This is a genomic window from Salinibacterium amurskyense, from assembly GCF_002797685.1.
Classification (GTDB): domain Bacteria; phylum Actinomycetota; class Actinomycetes; order Actinomycetales; family Microbacteriaceae; genus Rhodoglobus; species Rhodoglobus amurskyensis.
On sequence record NZ_PGFH01000003.1, the window covers coordinates 70,862 to 91,493 of the forward strand.

Sequence of the window (20,632 nt, forward strand, 5' to 3'; positions counted from 1 at the left end):
GCGTGTCTTCACAAACTCGTCACGAGATTTTCGGAGCTACGGCGTTAGACGGATGACCTTGTCGGCCGTGCTCGCGTAGTTCGTATCATGTGTGGAATATATGAGAGCCGCTCCGCGCTCGCAACACTCGTTGAGTACCGAGGTCACGAGCGAAGCAGTTTGGTCGTCTAGAGCTGCTAATGGTTCGTCGGCGAGGATCAGTGGCGGGTTTTTTAGCAGCAAGCGTGCAAGTGCCACGCGCTGTTGTTCGCCGCCGCTGAGCGAGTAGACGAGGGAGCGTTCCTTGCCTGCCAACCCAAGACGCTCAAGTACGGATGCTGTCATAAGCGTACGTGAGGGCTTGTTTTGCTTTGAATATGTGAGCGCTACGCGGAGGTTCCTCGCGACTGACCACGAATCTACTAGCGCGTAATTTTGGAAAACAAAACCAACTTGGTTCCGATAGAAGATTGTCCGTGAGCGAGCGGAGCTCTTGCGGATCTCCTTCCCATTGAAGATCAGGCTTCCCTGGTCCGGTGTCTCTAGTAATCCGAGACAATTGAGCAGGGTCGTCTTGCCCGAGCCGCTGGCTCCTGTTATCGCTACGTGTGAACCTCGCTCGACGTCGAACGACAAATCCTGCCAAAGCTCTTTTCCTCCTTTTCGTTTACCTATGCTCATCGCGCGGACGGCGAATTCGGTATTCATCGTGGTGTCCTTTGACTATCGCCTTGTCGAAATTTCAATATTCAAGACCGGTGCAAAAAATCGAAGCGTGATTTCGTTTCTGAAATAGCGATTCCCAGCATGTTTCCTATGGCGCAAAGCCCGATACCAATTGCACCGATGGCAACGGAGTTGGCAACATTCAAGCCGAGGAGAGCGGAGGCCGCTGCGACCATTGCGATCGAGGAGATCCAAGACCTCACAAGGTACCCAAGGTTTCGCCTAAATAGAGGGGCGCCATGGACGCGACGAACGAAAATTTCAGCTTTGTGTCTATCCGAATGGATGGATCCGGCGAGTAACCCGGTGAGCACAAGGAGTATTGCTAGGAAGGCAATTGCGGGTCGCCGTTGCATGACTCCGCTCTGCTGCTCCGAGACCGCCATCCTTGCGACCTCTCCAGCGGGCGCTGTAGGCCGGATTTGGCCGACAAGGCCCGAGTCTGAAATTGCTTCGACTAGAGTGTGGCGATCCTCGACTAGTAGGTCGCCCTCTGACGCTGCAGCGACGTAAAAGTGTGCTGGAAGGATTTGGCTCGAGCTCGAGATTACAGCGATGACTGGATCTAGCTGTCTCATTGCGACGTCTGCGCCAGTGTGGTCGTAGTTGAACATCAACTGACCAGACGAGGTAACTAGAGTCGTGATCTCCAAAGGCGAAGAGGGCACAGGGGCGGGCCAGAGAGCCCGCTGCGACATCGCCCAGCTACGGTAGTTGCCTTCTATTTCGACTCTTTCGTCGGCGAACTGCTCGGGTAGTAGCACAACAATATCGCTGGAGGTCAGTGCAGACTCGTAATCTTGCACGCCGGGTAAAAGTTCGGGCCGGTTGCCCTGCAAGAAGGTCGGGTTCACGATCAAGCTATTGCCTTGATCTGGCCCGGGCCGCTCAGCCTTCGGCATATCAGGAGCTGGATGGAAGGCAAGGACAAAATTCCCACGACTTTCAAGGTCTGCAACGAACTCACCAAAACCTTCAAAGAGCATCTCCAGTTTGGGTTCGCTCTGCGCTTGGATTTCGATACCAACGTAGCTAGAAGATTTGTCCCAATTCGACAGTGCTTGCTCGTTGTCCCGCAGAATCGCCTCATAACCCGCCGCATGTGTAGCTGTGATGATGGCGATGAGCAGTAGCCCTAACAGGGCGGTATTTATGCTCGCAGAGAGGAACAGCGACGGCTTTTTACCATTGATGACTTCGAATTCAGCTTCTTCAGCGAGGAAGATCAGCCCGAGTCCCTGTATGACCAGCAGAGCGAGGAGTAGGAGCGCGAGCACGACGAGTGTATGTCCGGCGTATCTGCCGAACTGGTCAAAATTGTTGTAGACAAATGCGGTGAGCGTGAAGAAGGGAGAGAAAACTAGGCAGCTAATGACGAACACGGTCGTGGTTTCTACGAGCTCCGAGACGGCTGATCGAAGCGGCGGAATGCCATGGAGGTGTTTGATGCTCAAAATCCTCTGCCTGTCAGAGACCGCATACAGAGCGCCGATGCCGATTCCTATCAATGTCCCCCAAATAACCGGCGCGAAAGTCGACCGCGAAGCGGTCTCTAGGACGAATTGCGACATCGAGACGTGCTCCAGAGATATCGATATCCCTGAATCGCGTAAATGTTGGACGAGCCCAGATAGCGCTGCGGCGTCGGACGTCGCCGAGTACGCTCCGAGTAGGCCCTCCTTGGTGAGCTGGTCAGGGAGCATGAGCGCCGTCGTGACACTCCTATCGAACGATGGGTAGCGCTCATTGGGATACAGCCTATTCAGGTGATCCGAATCACCCTGGAAGACGTATAGCGTCCTCTCTAAGTTCTCGCCATGCGTTGCCTGGACAACCCTGAACAAATTCGTGCTGTACTCCGTTGCCGCGGCGGTAAGCACGGCGTGTGCATCCTCAGCAGTTAAATCGTCGGCGATCGAGGTCACGACGAAGAACGATTCGGAACCGAATGGCACCTTTGCGTCTAGATCCTTGTAGGCGAAAAATGATGTGGCGATAGCTATTCCGACACCAAGAAGGATCGTCGCTCGAAATACGGCCTGCGCAGCAGAAACATTCTTTCTCATGGGCTGAAAGGTCCTCGTTCACATATGGGGCTTCGCGATGACCGCGTGGTCGCTACGCACTCCGGAAGGTGCAAGGAGTTTATTTGGGAGCCATCAGCGTTCAGTCCAAACGGCCGACACAACTCCGTCAACTTAATTGTCGAGTTAGAGTTGGCCGGCCGCTTGGCGGCTGCTATCCGCTAGTTGAAGATTCGGTAGGACGCTTGGTTCCCCCACAGAGTTCCAACGAGACTGGCCTTTGACCATTTTCCGCCACCGACGGTATAGCCAACGTCAACGGTCCCGTTGCCGTTGACGACCTTCGCGTAGTGGTATTTGGACGGGTGGAGGTACTCGGAGTAGATAAATCCGCCGTAGCGCCACTCCCCACCATCGACGTACTTAGTAGTTGCAAGAGCGCTTCCAGCACCAACACCGGTGACGAGCAGCGCCAAAATCGTCGCCGTGGCGATCTTCTTCTTAAGCATGAACTTCCTCAATTCTCTGATTGGGCGGTTTCTGAATTGAAACTGAGGATAACCCGAGTAAGAATGGCTTGTCTAGTAGGACAGCTCTTCTATTTCCCAACTGCGTAGCTTCGGTCAGCGGCTAGATGTCTCGAGAAACAAATCCCACATCTGGTCCAGCATTTCGCAATCCTTTGCTAAGCTGGGTGAAGTAAGAAAAATCCCTCGCCGCGTGCATCTACGCCCCGATTCTGGAGACAGCGCTGTTATATAACGCTCTCGCGCTCATTGCGCCATTTGCCACCGACGACGGATCTGGTGATGGGAGTTTTCATGGCCCATCTTTAGCTGAGTTCTTCCCAGGGGCCTTCCTTTTTGCTGGAACGCCATTCGAGATCAACCGCATCATGATGGTCCGATTCATCGCGGTTCTCGTTCTCATCCTGCTCTTCTGGGTCGGAACTCGCCGAATGCGAATGATTCCGGGCCGCAGCCAGAGCCTCTTGGAGATGGCAGTCGGCTTCGTTCAGTCAAACATTGCGGACGGTGCTCTTGGAAAGGAAGACGGCAAACGCTTCATGCCGCTTCTAGCCACGATGTTTTTCATGGTTCTAGCGATGAATATCACTGGCGTCGTGCCGGGGCTCAACATTGCAGGCACCTCAGTAATCGGAGTCCCGCTAGTCCTAGCGGTCGTCGCGTACGTGGTTTTTATCTATGCAGGTATCAAGAAGCAGGGAATGACCTTCTTCAAGGCTTCGCTTTTCCCTTCCGGGGTTCCTTGGGCGCTCTACATAATCGTTACTCCGATTGAATTCGTTTCGACGTTTATTCTCCGCCCGGTCACACTAGCGCTCCGATTGCTTATGAACATGATCGCAGGGCACATGCTTCTTGTGCTGTGTTTCTCCGCGACACAATTTTTCTTGTTCACAGCGGGGGGCTTTTACGGGCTCTTTAGCGGTCTAACTCTTGCTTTTGGGCTTATCTTTACACTCTTCGAAATCCTCGTTGCCGTCCTCCAGGCTTATGTGTTCACATTCCTGACTGCGGTATACATCCAGCTAGCGCTGGTCGAAGAACACTAGACAGGTTCCAGCGACCGCTGGAAATTGAAACTACGGAAGGAAAACAAATGAACGTTGCCGAAATCACAGGTCAACTCGCCCCAGTAGCCTTTGGCATCGCCACCATTGGCCCAGCCATTGGTGTGGGAATCGTTGTTGGAAAGACAGTGGAGTCCGTTGCGCGCCAGCCTGAGCTTCAGGGCCGCCTGACAGGACTCATGTTCCTCGGTATCGCATTCACCGAGGCCCTCGCATTCATCGCGATTGCTGTTTCCTTCATCCAATTCCCGTAATAACTGACTAACTGAGGAGGCTGGGATGCTTAGTGCAGTACTGGCTGCCGCGGAAGAGGGAGATTTGAATCCCCTCCTTCCCGCAGATTACGACATCATTTGGTCAGCGGTTTGCTTCGCTATCATCTTGTTCTTCTTCTGGAAGAAGTTCCTTCCAGCACTGACGAAGACGCTTGATGCTCGCGCTGAGGCCATCGAAGGTGGCATCAAGAAGGCTGAGATCGCTCAGGCTGAAGCGGCTACGGCTCTCGAGCAGTACAAGACGCAGCTCGCTGAAGGTCGTGCCGAAGCCGCGAAGATCCGCGAACAGGCTCGTCTTGAGGGAACCGCCATCGTCAACGAGCTCAAGGAGCAGGCGACGGTCGAAGCCGCTCGCATCACTGCGAACGCTCAAGCAACGATCGAAGCAGAACGCCAGGCGGCACTCGTCTCGCTCCGCAGCGAGGTTGGCTCAATGGCCATCGACCTCGCATCGGGCGTTATCGGGCAGAGCCTGACGGATGACAAGAAGTCGTCGGCACTCGTCGACCAGTTCTTGGCTGACCTCGAGGCATCAGAGAAGGCAAAGGCGAAGAAGTAATGGGATCAGCTACGAGAGAAGCGCTTGTTGCAGCGAAGGATGCACTCGCATCCGTCACTGCCAAGAACTCTCTGGCCACGGGCGCAGAGCTGTTCAAAGCAGGACGCGTAGTGGGCGACTCCGCTCAGCTTCGTGCTGTTTTGGCTGACCCTGCCGTCGACGCGAAAGACAAGGCCGCAACAGTCGGCTCGGTTTTCTCGTCGCTGAGCGCCTCAACGCGCACCGTACTTTCAGCCATCGTGAGCGCTCGCTGGTCGAGCGCTGACGACTTGCTCGCAGGAATCGAAGAGGTCGGCATTCGAGCGATCGCTAAGTCGGCTCCGGCAAAGCTCGCGATCGAAGACGAACTCTTCGCTTTCGGTACCACCGTCGCGTCTGACGCACAGCTCGAACTTGCTGTTGGCAGCAAGCTCGGTTCGGCTGCTGCGAAGTCGAAGCTCGTTGGTTCCTTGCTCACGGGCAAGGCATCGGAGCAGACGGCGCTGATCGTTGATCACCTCGTTCAGCAGCCCCGTGGGCGTCGCATCGGGGAACTCGTTTCCACGGCCGCTGACATCGTTGCGGACCAGGCAGGCAAGGCGGTCGCAACCATTACGACCGCCGCACCGCTCAAGGCAGCACAGCTTGAGCGCCTGCGCGCAGGACTTGCCAGCAACTACGGACGCGAGCTCAAGCTCAACGTTCGTCTCGACCCCTCGATTATCGGTGGGGTTCGCGTGCAGATCGGTGACGAAGTTATCGATGGCAGCGTTTCCACCAAGCTCAACGACCTCAGGATCCAACTCGCAGGCTAGCGAGTTAGCAGAACTTTCCACGGAATAGGAAAACACAATGGCAGAACTCAGCATTAGTCCGGACGAGATCCGCGACGCGCTCAAGGACTTCGTCAAGGCTTACGAGCCCGGCAAGGCCGCGACCACCGAAACCGGAACGGTCATTGACGCGTCCGACGGCATCGCCCACGTCGAGGGACTCCCCGGCGTTATGGCCAACGAGCTCATCCGCTTCGCTGATGGAACTCTGGGCCTCGCTCAGAACCTCGACGAAGACGAGATCGGTGTTGTTGTTCTCGGTGAATTCACCGGCATCGTTGAAGGTATGGAAGTTGCTCGCACTGGCGAAGTTCTCTCCTCGCCCGTCGGTGACGCATTCCTCGGCCGTGTAGTCGACCCGCTGGGTAACCCCATCGATGGTCTCGGCGACATCAAGGCAGAAGGCCGCCGCGCCCTTGAGCTCCAGGCTCCCGGCGTTATGGCCCGTAAGAGCGTGCACGAGCCCATGCAGACCGGAATCAAGGCAATCGACGCCATGATCCCGATCGGCCGTGGCCAGCGCCAGCTGATCATTGGTGACCGCCAGACGGGTAAGACCGCCATCGCGATCGACACCATCATCAACCAGAAGGACAACTGGGAGTCGGGCGACGAGAACAAGCAGGTTCGCTGCATCTACGTTGCTATCGGTCAAAAGGGTTCCACGATCGCTGCCGTCAAGGGCGCGCTCGAGGACGCCGGTGCCATGGAGTACACCACCATCGTGGCTGCTCCCGCATCCGACCCCGCAGGTTTCAAGTACCTTGCTCCCTACACCGGTTCGGCCATCGGCCAGCACTGGATGTACGGCGGCAAGCACGTACTGATCATCTTCGATGACCTCTCCAAGCAGGCTGAGGCCTACCGTGCCGTATCGCTGCTCCTGCGCCGTCCGCCAGGGCGTGAGGCATACCCCGGTGACGTGTTCTACCTGCACTCCCGTCTGCTCGAGCGTTGTGCCAAGCTCTCTGACGAGCTGGGTGCCGGTTCGATGACCGGTCTTCCCATCATCGAGACCAAGGCAAACGACGTTGCTGCCTACATTCCGACCAACGTGATCTCGATCACCGACGGCCAGATCTTCTTGCAGTCCGACCTCTTCAACGCCAACCAGCGCCCCGCTGTTGACGTGGGAATCTCGGTCTCGCGAGTCGGTGGTGACGCGCAGGTCAAGTCGATCAAGAAGGTTTCAGGAACCCTGAAGCTGGAACTGGCTCAGTACCGTTCGCTCGAGGCATTCGCGATGTTCGCATCCGACCTCGACGCAACGAGCCGTCGCCAGCTTGCTCGAGGTGCACGCCTCACCGAGCTGCTGCGCCAGCCGCAGTACTCGCCGTTCCCCGTCGAGAACCAGGTCGTTTCGATCTGGGCTGGCACCAACGGCAAGCTCGATGAAGTTCCCGTCGAAGACGTACTTCGTTTCGAAAGTGAACTCCACGACTACCTCGCACGCAACACGAAGGTGCTTGACACCCTCCGCGAGAAGAACGCACTCGATGACCAGCTGATCGCTGACATGGATGCCGGAGTCGAAGCCTTCAAGCTGGGCTTCCAGACGGGTGAGGGCAAGTCGCTCAACTCCGTCGGCACCGAGGAGTTCGACGAGATCGCTGAAGAAGACATCGCTCAAGAGCAGATCGTCAAGCAGAAGCGCTGAGCTTCGCACCAGTGATCATCGACCAACACGACATAGAAAGTTAGAAAGCCATGGGAGCGCAACTTCGGGTCTACCGGCAGAAAATTAGTTCTGCCAAGACGACCAAGAAGATCACACGCGCGATGGAGCTGATCTCCGCGTCGCGCATTCAAAAGGCGAAACAGCGGGTTGCTGCATCGGGCCCGTACTCACGCGCGGTAACGCGTGCCGTTTCGGCGGTGGCGACTTTCTCGAACGTCGATCACGTGCTCACAACGGAGCCAGAGAAAGTCGAGCGCGCTGCGGTCGTCATCTTCTCCAGTGACCGCGGCCTCGCAGGAGCGTTCAACTCGAACGTTCTTCGCGAAGCTGGTGAACTTGCTGCTCGCCTCGAGGGTGAAGGTAAAGAAGTTGTTTACTACCTCGTCGGCCGCAAGGCTGCCGGATACTTCGCCTTCCGTAAGCGTGATGCTGAGCAAATCTGGACCGGTGGAACTGATTCCCCCGAGTTCGAAATTGCTAAGGAGATCGGTGACGCGGTTGTCAGCAAGTTCCTGCAGCCTGCCAGCGAGGGCGGCGTAGATGAGATTCACATCGTTTACAACCGCCTAGTCAGCATGCTTCTGCAGGTTCCTGAGGTTGTGCGTCTGCTCCCACTGGAGATCGTCGAAGGTGTAGAAGCTCCGGATGAGAAGGATGTTCTCCCTCTCTACGAGTTCGAACCTGAGGTCGACAAGGTGCTTGACGCCTTGCTGCCGGTCTACATCGAGAGCCGTATCTTCAACGCCATGCTTCAGTCTGCTGCTGCAAAGCACGCCGCAACGCAGAAGGCAATGAAGTCTGCAAGCGACAACGCAGACAAGCTCATCAACGACTACACGCGCCTCGCAAACAACGCGCGCCAGTCTGAGATCACCCAGCAGATTTCCGAGATCGTGGGCGGCGCGGACGCCCTGAGCTCGGCTAAGTAAGAACCATAGATAGGGAAGCCATGACTGAAAAAGCCCCGGCCAAGAAGGCCCCAGCCAAAAAGACGCCAGCAAAGAAGGCGCCTGCGAAGAAGGCAGCTGCCGCTGCTGTTGTCGCCGGCGTTGGACGCATCGCACGTGTAACCGGTCCCGTTGTGGACGTCGAGTTCCCGCACGATTCGATCCCCGGTATCTACAACGCTCTCAAGACCAACGTTTCGATCGGTGGCGAGACCACCGAGATCACACTCGAGGTTGCTCAGCACCTCGGAGACGACGTTGTTCGTGCGATCGCGCTCAAGCCGACTGACGGACTTGTCCGCGGCCAGGAAGTCCGCGACACAGGCGAGCAGATCACTGTTCCCGTTGGTGACATCACCAAGGGCAAGGTCTTCAGCGTTACCGGAGAAATCCTGAACGCGGATGCCGATGGCAAGGTCAACGGCGAAACGATCGAGATCACCGAACGCTGGCCTATCCACCGCAAGCCCCCGGCATTTGACCAGCTCGAGTCGAAGACCGAGCTCTTCGAAACCGGTATCAAGGTCATCGACCTTCTCACCCCGTATGTACAGGGTGGAAAGATCGGACTGTTCGGTGGTGCCGGTGTCGGTAAGACCGTTCTGATCCAGGAAATGATTCAGCGTGTAGCTCAGGACCACGGTGGAGTTTCCGTATTCGCCGGTGTTGGTGAGCGTACCCGTGAAGGTAACGACCTCATCGCTGAAATGGACGAGGCAGGTGTCTTCGACAAGACGGCCCTAGTCTTCGGCCAGATGGATGAGCCGCCAGGAACGCGTCTTCGCGTTGCCCTCTCGGCTCTGACCATGGCTGAGTACTTCCGCGACGTGCAGAAGCAAGACGTGTTGCTCTTCATCGACAACATCTTCCGCTTCACGCAGGCCGGTTCCGAGGTTTCGACCCTTCTGGGCCGTATGCCTTCCGCCGTGGGTTACCAGCCGAACCTCGCCGACGAGATGGGTATCCTTCAGGAGCGCATCACCTCGACCCGTGGACACTCGATTACGTCGCTGCAGGCAATTTACGTTCCTGCCGATGACTACACCGACCCCGCGCCGGCAACGACCTTCGCCCACCTCGACGCCACGACTGAGCTCAGCCGTGAAATCGCATCGAAGGGTCTGTACCCGGCCGTTGACCCGCTCACCTCGACGAGTCGTATCCTCGACCCCCGTTACCTAGGTGCCGACCACTACCGCGTTGCTACCGACGTGAAGCAGATTCTGCAGAAGAACAAGGAACTCCAGGAGATCATCGCGATCCTCGGTGTTGACGAGCTCTCTGAAGAAGACAAGATCACGGTATCGCGCGCACGTCGTATCCAGCAGTTCCTCTCGCAGAACACCTACATGGCGAAGAAGTTCACCGGTGTTGAGGGATCGACTGTTCCGCTCAAGGACACCATCGAGTCGTTCGACGCGATCGTCAAGGGCGAGTTCGACCACGTTGCTGAGCAGGCGTTCTTCAACGTCGGTGGAATCAACGACGTCGAAGAGCAGTGGGCCAAGATTCAGAAAGAGAACTCCTAACAATGGCAGTTCTCGCAGTGAGCGTTGTCTCCGCCGACCAGGAACTCTGGTCGGGGGAGGCAACCCAGCTCATCGCTCGTACCACCGAAGGTGAAATCGGAATTCTCCCGGGTCACGAACCGCTTCTGGCGATTCTGGCCAAAGGTGAGGTCCGTGTTTCAACCGCAGACGGCCAGACGGTGACCGCAATTGCGGACAACGGCTTCCTCTCGGTTGAGAACAACACCGTCACCGTGGTGGCGAGCACCGCAGAACTGGTTTAGTTTCCAATCATGCTTATAGCGATGGCCGGGTTGCCGGGTGCAGGAAAATCGACTCTCGCAGAGGTCGTGGGTGCCCGGCGCAAGACCACCGTGTTGTCTGTCGACCAGATAGAGACAGCGATCCTGAAGGCCGGCATCAGTGCCGGACAACCGACAGGACTCGCTGCCTATCTGGTGGCGGAGACTCTCGCCGAATCCGTGCTGATGAACGACAACGACATCATCATTGATGCTGTCAACGCCGTGGATCCAGCGCGCGAGCAGTGGGTCAATCTAGCCGAGCGCACCGGCTCGGGTATCCGCTTCATTGAAGTTGTCTGTTCTGACGAAGAACTTCACAAAGAACGCCTCGTAGAGCGCGCTGCTAAGCGTGAGCTTGCGGGTGCGCCAGACCGCGATGCTGTTGAGCAAAGCGTTGAAGAGTATTCCCCGTGGAGCGGAGTGAGCGGCGCAGTAGCCCGCATCACCCTCGACTCTGCCGGACCCATCGGCGTCAACGTCGAACGGGCCTCCGCGTTCCTCGACGCGTGATCGTTCTCCTTCCTCCCTCCGAAACTAAGCGTGACGGGGGAGATCAGGGTGCCGTGCTCGACTGGGATCGCCTCTCGTTTCCCGAGCTCACTCAGCCGCGGCAAGCCGTAGTATCTGCGGTCTCAGAGCTCGCCGGGGACACCGAAGCCGCTCAGCGCGCCCTCGGCATCAGCGCGAAACAGCTTTTTGAAGTGGAGCGCAACCGCACGCTGGCCACGGCGCCGGTAATGCCAGCCCTTGAACGCTATACCGGCGTGCTATTCGACGGTTTGGATGCCGCAACCATGACCACTGATGAGCGCTCGTTCGCCCACGAGACTGTGGTCGTGCATTCGGCGCTGTTCGGCCCGATCGGCGCCGGCGATCCCATTCCCGCGTACCGTCTCTCTCATAACTCCAAAGTCCCCGGGCTGCCATTGAAGAAGCATTGGCGTGTTCCGGCATCCGACGCTCTTGCGGGTCTCGGAGGGCTCCAGCTAGACCTCCGCTCCGAAGCGTACGCACAGTTGGGCGCGGCAGGGGAGAACAGCGCCTACCTGCGAGTGGTGACGGCGGGTGCAGACGGCAAGCGTGTGGCGTTGAGTCACTTCAACAAGAAGTCCAAAGGGCTCTTCACTCGTGCTCTCGTGCGGGCGGGGATTCGCCATTCAACGGTCGACTCGCTTCTCGAGTGGGCAAACGGTGCCGGCTTCCAGCTGGAGCACGGAGCGCCGGGCGAACTCGACCTGGTCGTCGAGAACGCCTAGCAACGTCACTGAGCCCGTGCTGCTGGCCCGTGCTGCTGGCCCGTGAGCGGCAACGCCGCTGAGTCGGGGCTGCCGACCCACAGACCGCGGCTGCTGGCTTGCAGGGTCGGGGCTGCTGGCCCGCACGACCGAAGAGGCACACAGCTGCGTCCGTGGCGAAACGTTAGACGGCTCGCCAGCAGCCTTCGAGGTGGTCGTCGACCATGCCCGCGGATTGCATGAGCGCGTACATCGTTGTCGGGCCCACAAAGCGGAACCCTCGCGCTTTGAGCGCCTTGCTCATGGCCGTCGACTCCTCGGTGGTCGCAGGAACGTCGCTGAACGCTGCGAGACGAGTGGTTCGTGGTGGCGGTGCGAAACTCCACAGCAGCGTGTCTAGCGCGCCGGGATCGTTCCGCGTGAGTTCGAGTGTTGCTTGAGCGTTGGTGATCGCCGCAGATACCTTGAGCCGATTGCGGATGATGCGGGGGTCGTTCAGCAGCCGAGCGATGTCGTCGTCGCCGTAGCCTGCGATCGTGGCGGCGTCGAAGTGATCGAAGGCTTCGCGGATGCCCTCTCGGCGACGCAAGATCGTGATCCAGGAGAGTCCCGCTTGAAACGCTTCGAGCATGATCTTCTCGAAGAGTTTGTGGTCGCCACGGAGGGGGTTGCCCCATTCGGTGTCGTGATACTGGCGGTACTGTTCGTCGTCTCCGACCCAACTGCATCGAGCCCGGCCGTCTGGCCCGACAAGGAGGGATTCGCGATCGCTCACTTGTGGCTGATCCCCTCGTGCTTGAGAAGCCAGACTTTGGTGGGAATGCCGTCGCCACCGCTGTAGCCGGTGATCCTTTGGTTGGACGCGAGCACACGGTGACAAGGAACGATGATCGGAATCGGATTGGCACCGACAGCACCGCCAACCGCGCGACCGGCGGTGGGGCGGCCTGTAGCGCGGCCGATATCGGCGTAAGAAACTGCGGCGCCGTACGGAAGCTGGTTGAGCTGTAGCCACACGGATTTCTGGAATTCCGTGCCGGCCGCGGAGAGCGGCAGGTCGAAGGAGCGGCGGTCTCCGGCAAAGTACTCGGCGAGTTGAGTGGCCGCGGCGTCGAGAACCTCGCAAGAACGCTCCGGCTGTTCGTCGTGGGGGAGAACGCCGTCGTTCTCGATGGCGAGGCCGGTGACGCTAGCGCCGTCGCTCGTGAGCTCGATACGGCCTATCGGCGAAGACAGCCGGCGAAGGTAAGCGACCTCTGTCTGCAGGGGAGTGAACGTGTTCATGCTTCGAGCGTACGCCGCCTAGCGAGAAGGCGGCTGGCCATTTTCGGACATTGCAATTCGCTGCGAAAACGCGTGCTGTGGAGGAGCGGTGTTAGATGCCGTCTTGATTGCGCGGTTCGATATTGATGCTCTGGTTGAGTTCGCTGATCGTGGCGTTGAGATCTTCAAGCTGAACGACAAGCCCGTCGTAGGTGGCGACGTTAGCTTCAATCGTGTCGTAGAGCGCATTCAGTTCATCTTGGCGATTGATGAGCTGGTTTCGTTCACGATTGAACTGATCGAGCGTGGCGAAGTCGCCCCGATCAGCGCGTGCATTGAAGCTGTCGATGTCGGCGTTCAAGCTGTCATAGCCCGAGTTGTAGGTCGCGTAGTCGTCGTCGATCGTGCCGCGCAGAGCATCCAGCTGCTCAACGAGCTTCTTGCTGGCATCCAGCTGCTCCGTGAAGACGGCATTCGACTTCTCGTGCAGCGCCACAACTGTCGCGCGATCCGTGAAGTAGGTGGCGTAGTGCTCTTCAAGCTCCGGGCTCAGATCGGCAAATTCCGTGCCGATGATTGAATGGAGCTCGTTCGAACGCTCGCCGGGCTCAGTCTTAGCGTAGAACTCCAGTGTTGTTGCGAACTCCGGATCATCCTTCATACGGTCGGCTTCAGCCTCGAGCAATGGCGTCAGTCGGGCGCGCTCGTCATCCGAGAGTCGATCCCACGCAGCGTGGAGCATCTCGTGTGCGGCGACGACCTCTTCGATGCCGGCGAGCCGCTCATCCGTCACATCAAAGAGGTAGATCGCTTTGCTGCTGGGGAAGTAGCACCCCAGCACGCCAAAGTTCTCTTCAACGTTCGAGCACGTGCTGTTGAACTCCGGGTTTTCCTGGACGACGGGCTGGCTCGCGTAGAAGAGGAACTCGCCCTCCTCTGACATCGCTGCCGAGGTGACGTACGCACGAACCGTGGAGGACGGCTCGAACTGCCACACCGTGAACTGATCGGAGATGCGCTGCTGGTTCGTGAGAGCCCACACCCCAGCAGCGATCACCGTTACGTTCAAAAGGATCGCGAGCCCAATCGCGATTGCGCGCGCCACAGTGATCCGAGCGCGGTCATCGCGCGGACGCAGTGTTAGCGAATTTTCCTCAGTGCTCACGGAAGGAACTCTATCCGAGCCGTGGGGTAAGAGGGAGGGCGAACGCGGTGGGTTCTAGAGACGGCTCCATGCTTCGGTCAAAACCGAACGCAGCATTGATTCTATCTCGTCAAACTCGGCGGGTCCGATCGTCAAAGGCGGTGCCAGCTGAATCACAGGATCTCCACGGTCATCGGCGCGGCAGTAGAGGCCAGCGTCGTAGAGCGCCTTCGAGAGGAAGCCACGGAGCAGGCGCTCGGATTCGTCGTCGTTGAAGGTCTCCTTCGTTGCCTTGTCTTTGACGAGTTCGATGCCGAAGAAGTAACCATCTCCGCGCACATCGCCCACGATCGGCAAGTCGAGCAAGCGCTCAAGCGCAGCACGGAACTTGGGCGAGTTTTCACGAACGTGCTCGTTGATCTTCTCTTCCTCGAAGATGTCGAGATTTTCTAGGGCAACCGCAGCGGAAACAGGATGTCCGCCGAAGGTGTAGCCGTGGTAGAAGGTCGTAGCGCCGTGCTTGAAGGGCTCATAGACGCGGTCAGAGACGATCGTGGCACCGATCGGTGAATAGCCGCTGGTCATTCCCTTGGCGCACGTGATCATGTCGGGGATGTAGTCGTACGCGTCACACGCGAACATGTGACCGAGACGACCGAAGGCGCAAATTACTTCGTCACTGACAAGCAGCACGTCGTACTCGTCGCAGATCTCGCGAACACGCTGGAAGTAGCCAGCGGGAGGCGGGAAGCAGCCACCCGAGTTCTGCACGGGCTCCAAGAAGACCGCGGCGACAGTTTCGGGGCCTTCGAAGAGGATCATTTCCTCGATGCGGTTAGCAGCCCACAGCCCAAATTCCTCTTCGGTGCCGTGGAAGCCCATCTCTTCCGCGCGGTAGTAGTTGGTGTTTGGCACGCGGAAGCCGCCAGGAACGAGAGGCTCAAACATCTCCTTCATGCCGGGGATGCCGGTGATGGCAAGCGCTCCCTGCGGGGTGCCGTGGTAAGCGACCGCACGCGAAATGACCTTGTGCTTCGTGTGGCGGCCCTGAAGCTTCCAGTACTGCTTGGCCAGCTTGAAGGCGGTCTCGACTGCTTCGCCGCCACCCGTGGAGAAGAAGACACGGTTGAGGTCGCCCGGGGCATAGCCCGCTAGGCGGTCAGCCAGCTCGATGGCTTTGGGGTGCGCGTACGACCAGAGCGGGAAGAACGCGAGTTCTTCAGCCTGCTTCGCAGCGACCTCGGCCAGGCGCTTGCGGCCGTGACCGGCGTTGACCACGAAAAGTCCGCTGAGGCCGTCGAAGTACTTGTTGCCCTTGGAGTCATAAATGTGGTGACCCTCGCCGCGAACGATGATCGGCACGCCGTGACCGTCTTCCATCACCGACTGGCGGGAGAAGTGCATCCACAGGTGATCTTTCGCTTTTTGCTGAAGATCGGCTTCGTTGAACTCTGACATCTCAAACACTTTCTTTAGTGCGTTGGGGAATTGGTGCGTGGTGACGTTGGTGAGGCGGGGAGTGCTTAGCGCGTTCCCCAGTTGTAGAACTGCTTGTGGAGGCGCAGGTAGACGAAAGTCTCCGTCGATCGCACGCCTTCGATACCGCGGATGTCGTGGTTGAGAAGCTCGATGAGGTCGTCATCGTTCTCACACACGACTTCAACGAGAAGGTCGAAGCTGCCGGCGGTAAGAACGACATAGTCGACTGAAGGGAGCTTGCCGATCTTTTCGGCCACCGAAGTGGTGTCTCCCGAGATCTGGATGCCGATCATTGCTTGGCGAAAGAAGCCCAGCTGCATCGGGTCGGTGACGGCCACGATCTGCATGACGCCAGATTCGGTGAGCTTCTGCACGCGCTGGCGTACAGCGGCTTCGCTCAAGCCAACAGCCTTGCCGATCTCCGCATAGGAACGACGGCCGTCGTTCTGCAGCTGTTCGATGATCGACTTGGAGACGTCGTCAAGGTGCACAGGCCTGTTGGCGGATCCACGCGAAGAAGTGCTCATGTACCGATTTTGTCAGTTCAGAGCATGGCTGGCAAGCGATTCCGTATCAAAAATGCCTTTTTGCGGCGGAAATCGTTAGTGCCGGGGTGGATTAGTGGCGTCATGGTCGCTATCTTGGAGGCATGAGCGCTCCTGACATCCAGAACTTTATTAATGGCGAGTACGTCGCAGCGCGTACGGAAAGCGGTTTCGATGTGATCGACCCCGCTACTGAAGACAGCTACGCGCACTCGCCGGTTTCGTCGAGTGCGGATGTCGACGCCGCCTATTCCGCCGCGGCAAGAGCCTTTGAGACTTGGGGCGAGACCACGCCCTCCGAGCGCCAACTTGCGCTCTTCCGAATCGCCGACGCGATGGAAGCTCGCGCCGACGAGTTCGCCGACCTCGAGTCGAAAGACACCGGCAAACCGCGTGCGAGTCTCGTCGCTGACGAAATCATGCTTTCGGTCGACCAGATTCGGTTCTTCGCCGGCGAAGCCCGCCACCTTTCGGGGATGGCCTCGGGCGAGTACATGAAGGACCACACCTCGTCTATCCGTCGCGAACCGATCGGCGTCATCGGGCAAGTAGCGCCGTGGAACTATCCGCTCAACATGGCGGTGTGGAAGGTCGCCCCCGCCATCGCTGCGGGAAACACAACCGTGCTCAAGCCCAGTGACACGACTCCCTCGGCGACACTGCTGTTCGCTGAAGTCGCCGCTGAGTTCCTTCCCGCTGGCGTGTTCAACGTGCTGACAGGGGACCGCACCACCGGCGGCCTCATGATCGACCACAAGACGCCGCAAATGGTGTCTATTACGGGATCGGTGCGGGCGGGAATGGAGGTCGCCAAGGCGGCATCCGTCGACCTCAAACGCGTGCACCTTGAGCTGGGCGGTAAAGCTCCTGTTGTTGTCTTCGATGACGCCGACATCCCTGCCGCTGTTGCCGGTATCGGCGCCGCGGGGTACTTCAACGCGGGGCAGGACTGCACTGCGGCGACGCGAGTAATCGTGCACGCCAACATCCACGACGAGTTCGTAGCTGAGCTCGTGAAGTGGACGCGTGAGAACGCGACCACCGGTGCGCCGAGCGAAGATGTTTACTTTGGTGCCGTGAATAACGCGAACCAGCTTGCCCAGGTGTCTCGCGTCATCGAAGAGCTGCCGTCGCACGCGCAGGTCGAGCTCGGTGGTGCACGCCAGGGCGACCGCGGTTACTTCTACGAAGCGACCATCGTTTCGGGACTTCAGCAGAACGACTCGGCAGTTCAGAACGAGATCTTCGGCCCCGTCATCACGGTTCAGAAGTTCACGGATGAGGGCCAAGCGCTTGAGTGGGCTAATGACGTCAACTACGGGCTGGCTTCGAGCGTGTGGACTCGCGATCACGGCCGTGCAATGCGCTTCGCTAAGCACCTCGACTTCGGTTGCGTCTGGATCAACACCCACATTCCGATCGTGGCGGAGATGCCCCACGGTGGCTTCAAGCACTCGGGTTATGGCAAAGATCTGTCGAGCTACGGTTTCGAGGACTACACCCGCATCAAGCATGTGATGAGTTTTATCGGACAAGCGTGACGTGCTCCCACGAGAAAACGTCAAGCGTGTCTAAGATTGCCGCGTGAAGCATGACTTCGATGACACGATAACGGCGGGCCAGCGGCCGCAGCTTCAGTCGACCATGCCTGATCTCGATGACACGATTATCATCAGCGCGCGACGAACCGCGGCGGTCGTTAAGCCCTACCAACGTCCCGTCGAATCGCAAGCAAAGCAAGCATCACCGACCACAGCTCAAGAGGCAGCGCGCTTGCGGGCGCGTGCCGCAGCGCAAGTGAAGCCACCGCGTGCTCCCGTGGAGCCGACGGCAGCATCATCCGCGCTGTATTACCGCGTGCAGCTTGACGGCACTGGGCAGATGTACTCCCTAGAACATGCGTGTGTGTTCGGGCGTGACCCTCGACCTCCGCGCATTGTGAAAGGCGTAGGCCCGCGCCTCGTTGCAGTGCAGTCTCCGCAGCGCGAAGTATCAGAAACGCACGTCGAAGTGCGGCAATTGGGGGCGTCGGTGATCGTCACTGATCTGCGCTCCACCAATGGTTCGATCGTTCAGGTGCCGGGCAATGCGGCACGAAAACTCCGTCAGGGTGAGTCGGTGGTGGTTTCCACCGGCACGCTAGTGGATATTGGAGACGGAAACATTATTAGGATTCTGCCTCGGCGGCGTCTGGAGTAAACGGGCAGGAAGGTAGCCGTGACCGAAATCGGCGGCAACAACCCGGGGCATACCATCGCCCTACCGGGGCGAGCAGAACAGACGTTTACGTTTGCGTGGGCTGCGGGCACTCACACTGGACATCGGCGCGCCGCAAACGAGGACAGCTACGTTGCGCGTTCTCCGATGTTCGCTGTGGCCGACGGAATGGGCGGACACTCGGCGGGAGACCTCGCCAGTGCTGCCGTCGTCGAACGACTCGATGATGCCATTACGGGTGACTTTCTCCCGGCACGTGCCGTCGAGCGCGCGCTCGAACGGGCAACCGACTACATCGGCCTCATCGCGCAAGACAGTGAACTCGGCGTCGGCACGACCGTCACGGGAGTCGTCGTCACGGAGCATCATGAGTCGGCAAGCTTCGCGGTCTTCAACGTGGGGGATAGCCGGGTCTACAACTTCGACGCCGAACGACTGGTCCAGATCACACGAGACCACTCGGTAGTTCAGGATCTTGTCGAGGCCGGTTTGATTTCCCGCGGCGAGGCGGACGAGCATCCGGATGCCAACATCATTACGCGAGCGATCGGCTTCAATGCCGCACCGTCACCAGACTTCTGGATGCTGCCTATTCATTCCGGTCAGCGCCTGCTGATCTGCTCGGATGGCCTCACTCGCGAGGTCTCGGACGACAAAATTGAGCGCCTGATGAAGCAGGGTTTTTCTCCCGACGAGACGGTGTCGCAGCTCATTGATTCCGCACTCGATAGTGGTGGACGAGACAACATCACCGCAATTGTGATCGATGTGTTGAAAGTGCCTACAGCGGCGTAGCCCTCGAGTCCTCCATACTGGGGACAGACAAACTGACCCCAGACAAGGGGCAGAATCCGATTTTTGAGTGGTTTCCTCACTTAGAATGATCGAACTCGACGACAAGTAAGGGGTGTTCTGTGGCTAGAAGATTGCCCTCAGCTCCTCCTGCGCTGCCCGGATTCTCCCACGTTCACGTTCTGGGCTCGGGTGGCTTCGCCGATGTGTTCCTGTATGAGCAGAATATGCCGCGACGCCAAGTCGCTGTCAAAGTGATGCTCAGCGAGGTTGTGAACGACCAAGTTCGGCTCATGTTCCAGGCCGAAGCGAACCTGATGGCCCAGCTCAGCTCGCACCCCTCGATCCTTACCGTCTACCAAGCGAGTGTCTCTTCAGACGGCCGACCGTACCTTGTGATGGAGCTGTGTTCCTCGACGCTTAGCCAGCGTTACCGAGTCGAACGACTCCCGGTTCCTGAAGTACTGCGCATCGCCATCAAGATCGGCAGTGCCATCGAGACCGCCCATCGTGCGGGTGTGCTGCACCGAGACATCAAGCCGTCCAATATTTTGACGACTGCATATGGGCATCCGGTGCTCTCCGACTTTGGCATTGCGGCGACGCTCAGCGAGTCTGAAAATCTTGAAGCCGTGGGAATGTCGATCCCGTGGTCGGCACCCGAAGTGTTGATGGATGAGACCGCCGGCACGATCGAGTCTGAACTGTGGTCGTATGCAGCCACGGTGTACTCGCTGCTTGCCGGGCGCTCGCCCTTCGAAGTGCCGGGGGAGTCGAACAAGTCGACCGACCTCATCTCCCGCATTAACCGCGCGAAGCCACGCACCACCGGGCGAAGCGATGTGCCCGAAAGCTTGGAACGCGCCCTCAACCGCGCAATGTCCCGCAAAGCAGAGGCGCGCCAAGGCAGCGTTCTCGAACTAGTACACGAGTTGCAAGCGGTGGAGTCTGAGCTCGGACTCTCGCAGACTGCAATCGAAGTTGCCATGGACGACTGGGCTCTGGCTACGGTTGCCGAGCTGGAAGACCGCACCCGCGTGCGCCCCGGCCAGGCATCACCTATGACGTCGTCGCAACGCCGTAAGCGTCGCCGCCCCGCCAACATCGAAGAAAGCTTCGGCTCGTTCGAAAGTGAAGCTGCCGAAGGCAAAATGTCGCGTCGCAAGACCGGCATCAGTCCCATTCCCAAAACGCGCGGCATGCAGACCGTCGCGTGGATAGGTGTTGCGCTCGCAGCCTTCGTCGTGGTTCTGGGAGCCACGGCCACGTTCATTCAGCTTCAGTCGGGATCGAACGACATCCCCGTGGTGAGCGACATCTCGGCCTCGGTCTCAGCCGACGTCGTAGAGTTCTCCTGGCTCGATCCCGGCCTCGAAGCCGGCGACTTCTACCAAATTAAGACGACCGATGGTCAACCGTCAGTTCAGCAGCGCGAGCCGAACTTCGTTGTTGACGCCGAGTCGGGCGAAAACGTCTGTATATCCGTCACTGTTACTCGCGAGGGCAAGTCTGGCCCCGCGAGTGCCCAAAAATGCGCGGTGTTGCCGTGA

Annotated in this window: 22 protein-coding genes; 14 read left to right on the forward strand and 8 right to left on the reverse strand. The window is 58.6% G+C overall.

Translation table 11 applies throughout. From position 1 onward, the window contains the following. Window positions 1-36: 36 nt before the first annotated feature. From CLV85_RS12470 to CLV85_RS12480, 3 genes are all read right to left on the reverse strand, one after another. Window positions 37-687: an ABC transporter ATP-binding protein gene (locus CLV85_RS12470; protein ID WP_100389970.1), complete on the reverse strand. Its 651-nt coding sequence runs from the start codon at window positions 685-687 to the stop codon at window positions 37-39. A gap of 41 nt (window positions 688-728) precedes the next feature. Next, on the reverse strand, window positions 729-2,771 hold the full coding sequence (locus CLV85_RS12475) for a hypothetical protein (RefSeq protein WP_100389971.1): 2,043 nt from the start codon (window positions 2,769-2,771) through the stop codon (window positions 729-731). A 179-nt stretch (window positions 2,772-2,950) separates the two neighbouring features. Then, window positions 2,951-3,238 (reverse strand): lactococcin 972 family bacteriocin, encoded by a 288-nt coding sequence (locus tag CLV85_RS12480; RefSeq protein WP_100389972.1) that lies wholly within the window; start codon window positions 3,236-3,238, stop codon window positions 2,951-2,953. 266 nt (window positions 3,239-3,504) lie between these two features. Between CLV85_RS12480 and atpB the strand changes: the two genes are divergently transcribed. Genes atpB through CLV85_RS12530 form a run of 10 tightly spaced genes read left to right on the forward strand, consistent with a single transcriptional unit; the run spans window position 3,505 to window position 11,663 of the window. After that, a complete protein-coding gene (gene atpB, locus CLV85_RS12485; RefSeq protein WP_100389973.1) occupies window positions 3,505-4,305 on the forward strand; it encodes a F0F1 ATP synthase subunit A in 801 nt (266 codons plus the stop codon). Window positions 4,306-4,352: 47 nt separating this feature from the next. Beyond that, window positions 4,353-4,577 carry an ATP synthase F0 subunit C gene (gene atpE / locus CLV85_RS12490; RefSeq protein ID WP_100389974.1) on the forward strand — a complete coding sequence of 75 codons (225 nt, stop codon included), beginning with the start codon at window positions 4,353-4,355 and terminating at the stop codon, window positions 4,575-4,577. Window positions 4,578-4,602: 25 nt separating this feature from the next. Then, the gene (locus tag CLV85_RS12495; protein WP_100389975.1) at window positions 4,603-5,157 is read left to right on the forward strand and encodes a F0F1 ATP synthase subunit B; all 555 of its coding nucleotides are present in this window, start codon (window positions 4,603-4,605) and stop codon (window positions 5,155-5,157) included. Further along, the gene (locus tag CLV85_RS12500) at window positions 5,157-5,951 is read left to right on the forward strand and encodes a F0F1 ATP synthase subunit delta (RefSeq protein WP_100389976.1); all 795 of its coding nucleotides are present in this window, start codon (window positions 5,157-5,159) and stop codon (window positions 5,949-5,951) included. The genes CLV85_RS12495 and CLV85_RS12500 overlap by 1 nt, the downstream gene beginning before the upstream one ends. A 37-nt stretch (window positions 5,952-5,988) precedes the next feature. Further along, a complete protein-coding gene (gene atpA, locus CLV85_RS12505) occupies window positions 5,989-7,626 on the forward strand; it encodes a F0F1 ATP synthase subunit alpha (RefSeq protein ID WP_100389977.1) in 1,638 nt (545 codons plus the stop codon). A gap of 50 nt (window positions 7,627-7,676) precedes the next feature. Continuing rightward, window positions 7,677-8,576, forward strand: a complete 900-nt coding sequence (locus tag CLV85_RS12510; RefSeq protein WP_100389978.1) for a F0F1 ATP synthase subunit gamma — start codon at window positions 7,677-7,679, stop codon at window positions 8,574-8,576. 20 nt (window positions 8,577-8,596) lie between these two features. Continuing rightward, window positions 8,597-10,123: a F0F1 ATP synthase subunit beta gene (gene atpD, locus CLV85_RS12515; RefSeq protein ID WP_229820453.1), complete on the forward strand. Its 1,527-nt coding sequence runs from the start codon at window positions 8,597-8,599 to the stop codon at window positions 10,121-10,123. 2 nt (window positions 10,124-10,125) lie between these two features. Beyond that, window positions 10,126-10,386 carry a F0F1 ATP synthase subunit epsilon gene (locus CLV85_RS12520; RefSeq protein WP_100389979.1) on the forward strand — a complete coding sequence of 87 codons (261 nt, stop codon included), beginning with the start codon at window positions 10,126-10,128 and terminating at the stop codon, window positions 10,384-10,386. A 9-nt stretch (window positions 10,387-10,395) separates the two neighbouring features. Continuing rightward, window positions 10,396-10,917: a P-loop nucleotide/nucleoside kinase family protein gene (locus CLV85_RS12525; RefSeq protein ID WP_100389980.1), complete on the forward strand. Its 522-nt coding sequence runs from the start codon at window positions 10,396-10,398 to the stop codon at window positions 10,915-10,917. Continuing rightward, a complete protein-coding gene (locus tag CLV85_RS12530) occupies window positions 10,914-11,663 on the forward strand; it encodes a YaaA family protein (RefSeq protein WP_100389981.1) in 750 nt (249 codons plus the stop codon). Before CLV85_RS12525 ends, CLV85_RS12530 begins: the two co-directional genes overlap by 4 nt. A 163-nt stretch (window positions 11,664-11,826) precedes the next feature. Here the strand turns inward: CLV85_RS12530 and CLV85_RS12535 are convergent, their stop codons facing one another. From CLV85_RS12535 to CLV85_RS12555, 5 genes are all read right to left on the reverse strand, one after another. Next, on the reverse strand, window positions 11,827-12,417 hold the full coding sequence (locus tag CLV85_RS12535; protein WP_100389982.1) for a DNA-3-methyladenine glycosylase I: 591 nt from the start codon (window positions 12,415-12,417) through the stop codon (window positions 11,827-11,829). Then, window positions 12,414-12,926 (reverse strand): methylated-DNA--[protein]-cysteine S-methyltransferase, encoded by a 513-nt coding sequence (locus CLV85_RS12540; RefSeq protein ID WP_189621854.1) that lies wholly within the window; start codon window positions 12,924-12,926, stop codon window positions 12,414-12,416. The genes CLV85_RS12535 and CLV85_RS12540 overlap by 4 nt, the downstream gene beginning before the upstream one ends. A gap of 91 nt (window positions 12,927-13,017) precedes the next feature. Beyond that, a complete protein-coding gene (locus tag CLV85_RS12545) occupies window positions 13,018-14,070 on the reverse strand; it encodes a hypothetical protein (protein ID WP_229820455.1) in 1,053 nt (350 codons plus the stop codon). Between the two features lie 54 nt (window positions 14,071-14,124). Further along, window positions 14,125-15,507, reverse strand: a complete 1,383-nt coding sequence (locus tag CLV85_RS12550) for an aspartate aminotransferase family protein (protein WP_100389983.1) — start codon at window positions 15,505-15,507, stop codon at window positions 14,125-14,127. A 65-nt stretch (window positions 15,508-15,572) separates the two neighbouring features. Further along, entirely contained in the window at window positions 15,573-16,055 is a 483-nt protein-coding gene (locus CLV85_RS12555; RefSeq protein ID WP_100389984.1) for an Lrp/AsnC family transcriptional regulator, read from the reverse strand. Window positions 16,056-16,177: 122 nt separating this feature from the next. Here CLV85_RS12555 and CLV85_RS12560 point away from each other — a divergent pair, with 122 nt between their 5' ends. The 4 genes from CLV85_RS12560 (at window position 16,178) to CLV85_RS12575 (ending at window position 20,632) form a co-directional block, all read left to right on the forward strand. After that, complete coding sequence (locus CLV85_RS12560) at window positions 16,178-17,614, forward strand: gamma-aminobutyraldehyde dehydrogenase (RefSeq protein ID WP_100389985.1); 1,437 nt, start codon at window positions 16,178-16,180, stop codon at window positions 17,612-17,614. Between the two features lie 43 nt (window positions 17,615-17,657). Then, window positions 17,658-18,272: an FHA domain-containing protein gene (locus CLV85_RS12565; protein WP_100389986.1), complete on the forward strand. Its 615-nt coding sequence runs from the start codon at window positions 17,658-17,660 to the stop codon at window positions 18,270-18,272. An 18-nt stretch (window positions 18,273-18,290) separates the two neighbouring features. Then, a complete protein-coding gene (locus CLV85_RS12570; protein ID WP_100389987.1) occupies window positions 18,291-19,085 on the forward strand; it encodes a PP2C family protein-serine/threonine phosphatase in 795 nt (264 codons plus the stop codon). A 119-nt stretch (window positions 19,086-19,204) separates the two neighbouring features. Then, window positions 19,205-20,632, forward strand: coding sequence for a serine/threonine-protein kinase (locus tag CLV85_RS12575; protein ID WP_100389988.1), 1,428 nt, complete (start codon window positions 19,205-19,207; stop codon window positions 20,630-20,632).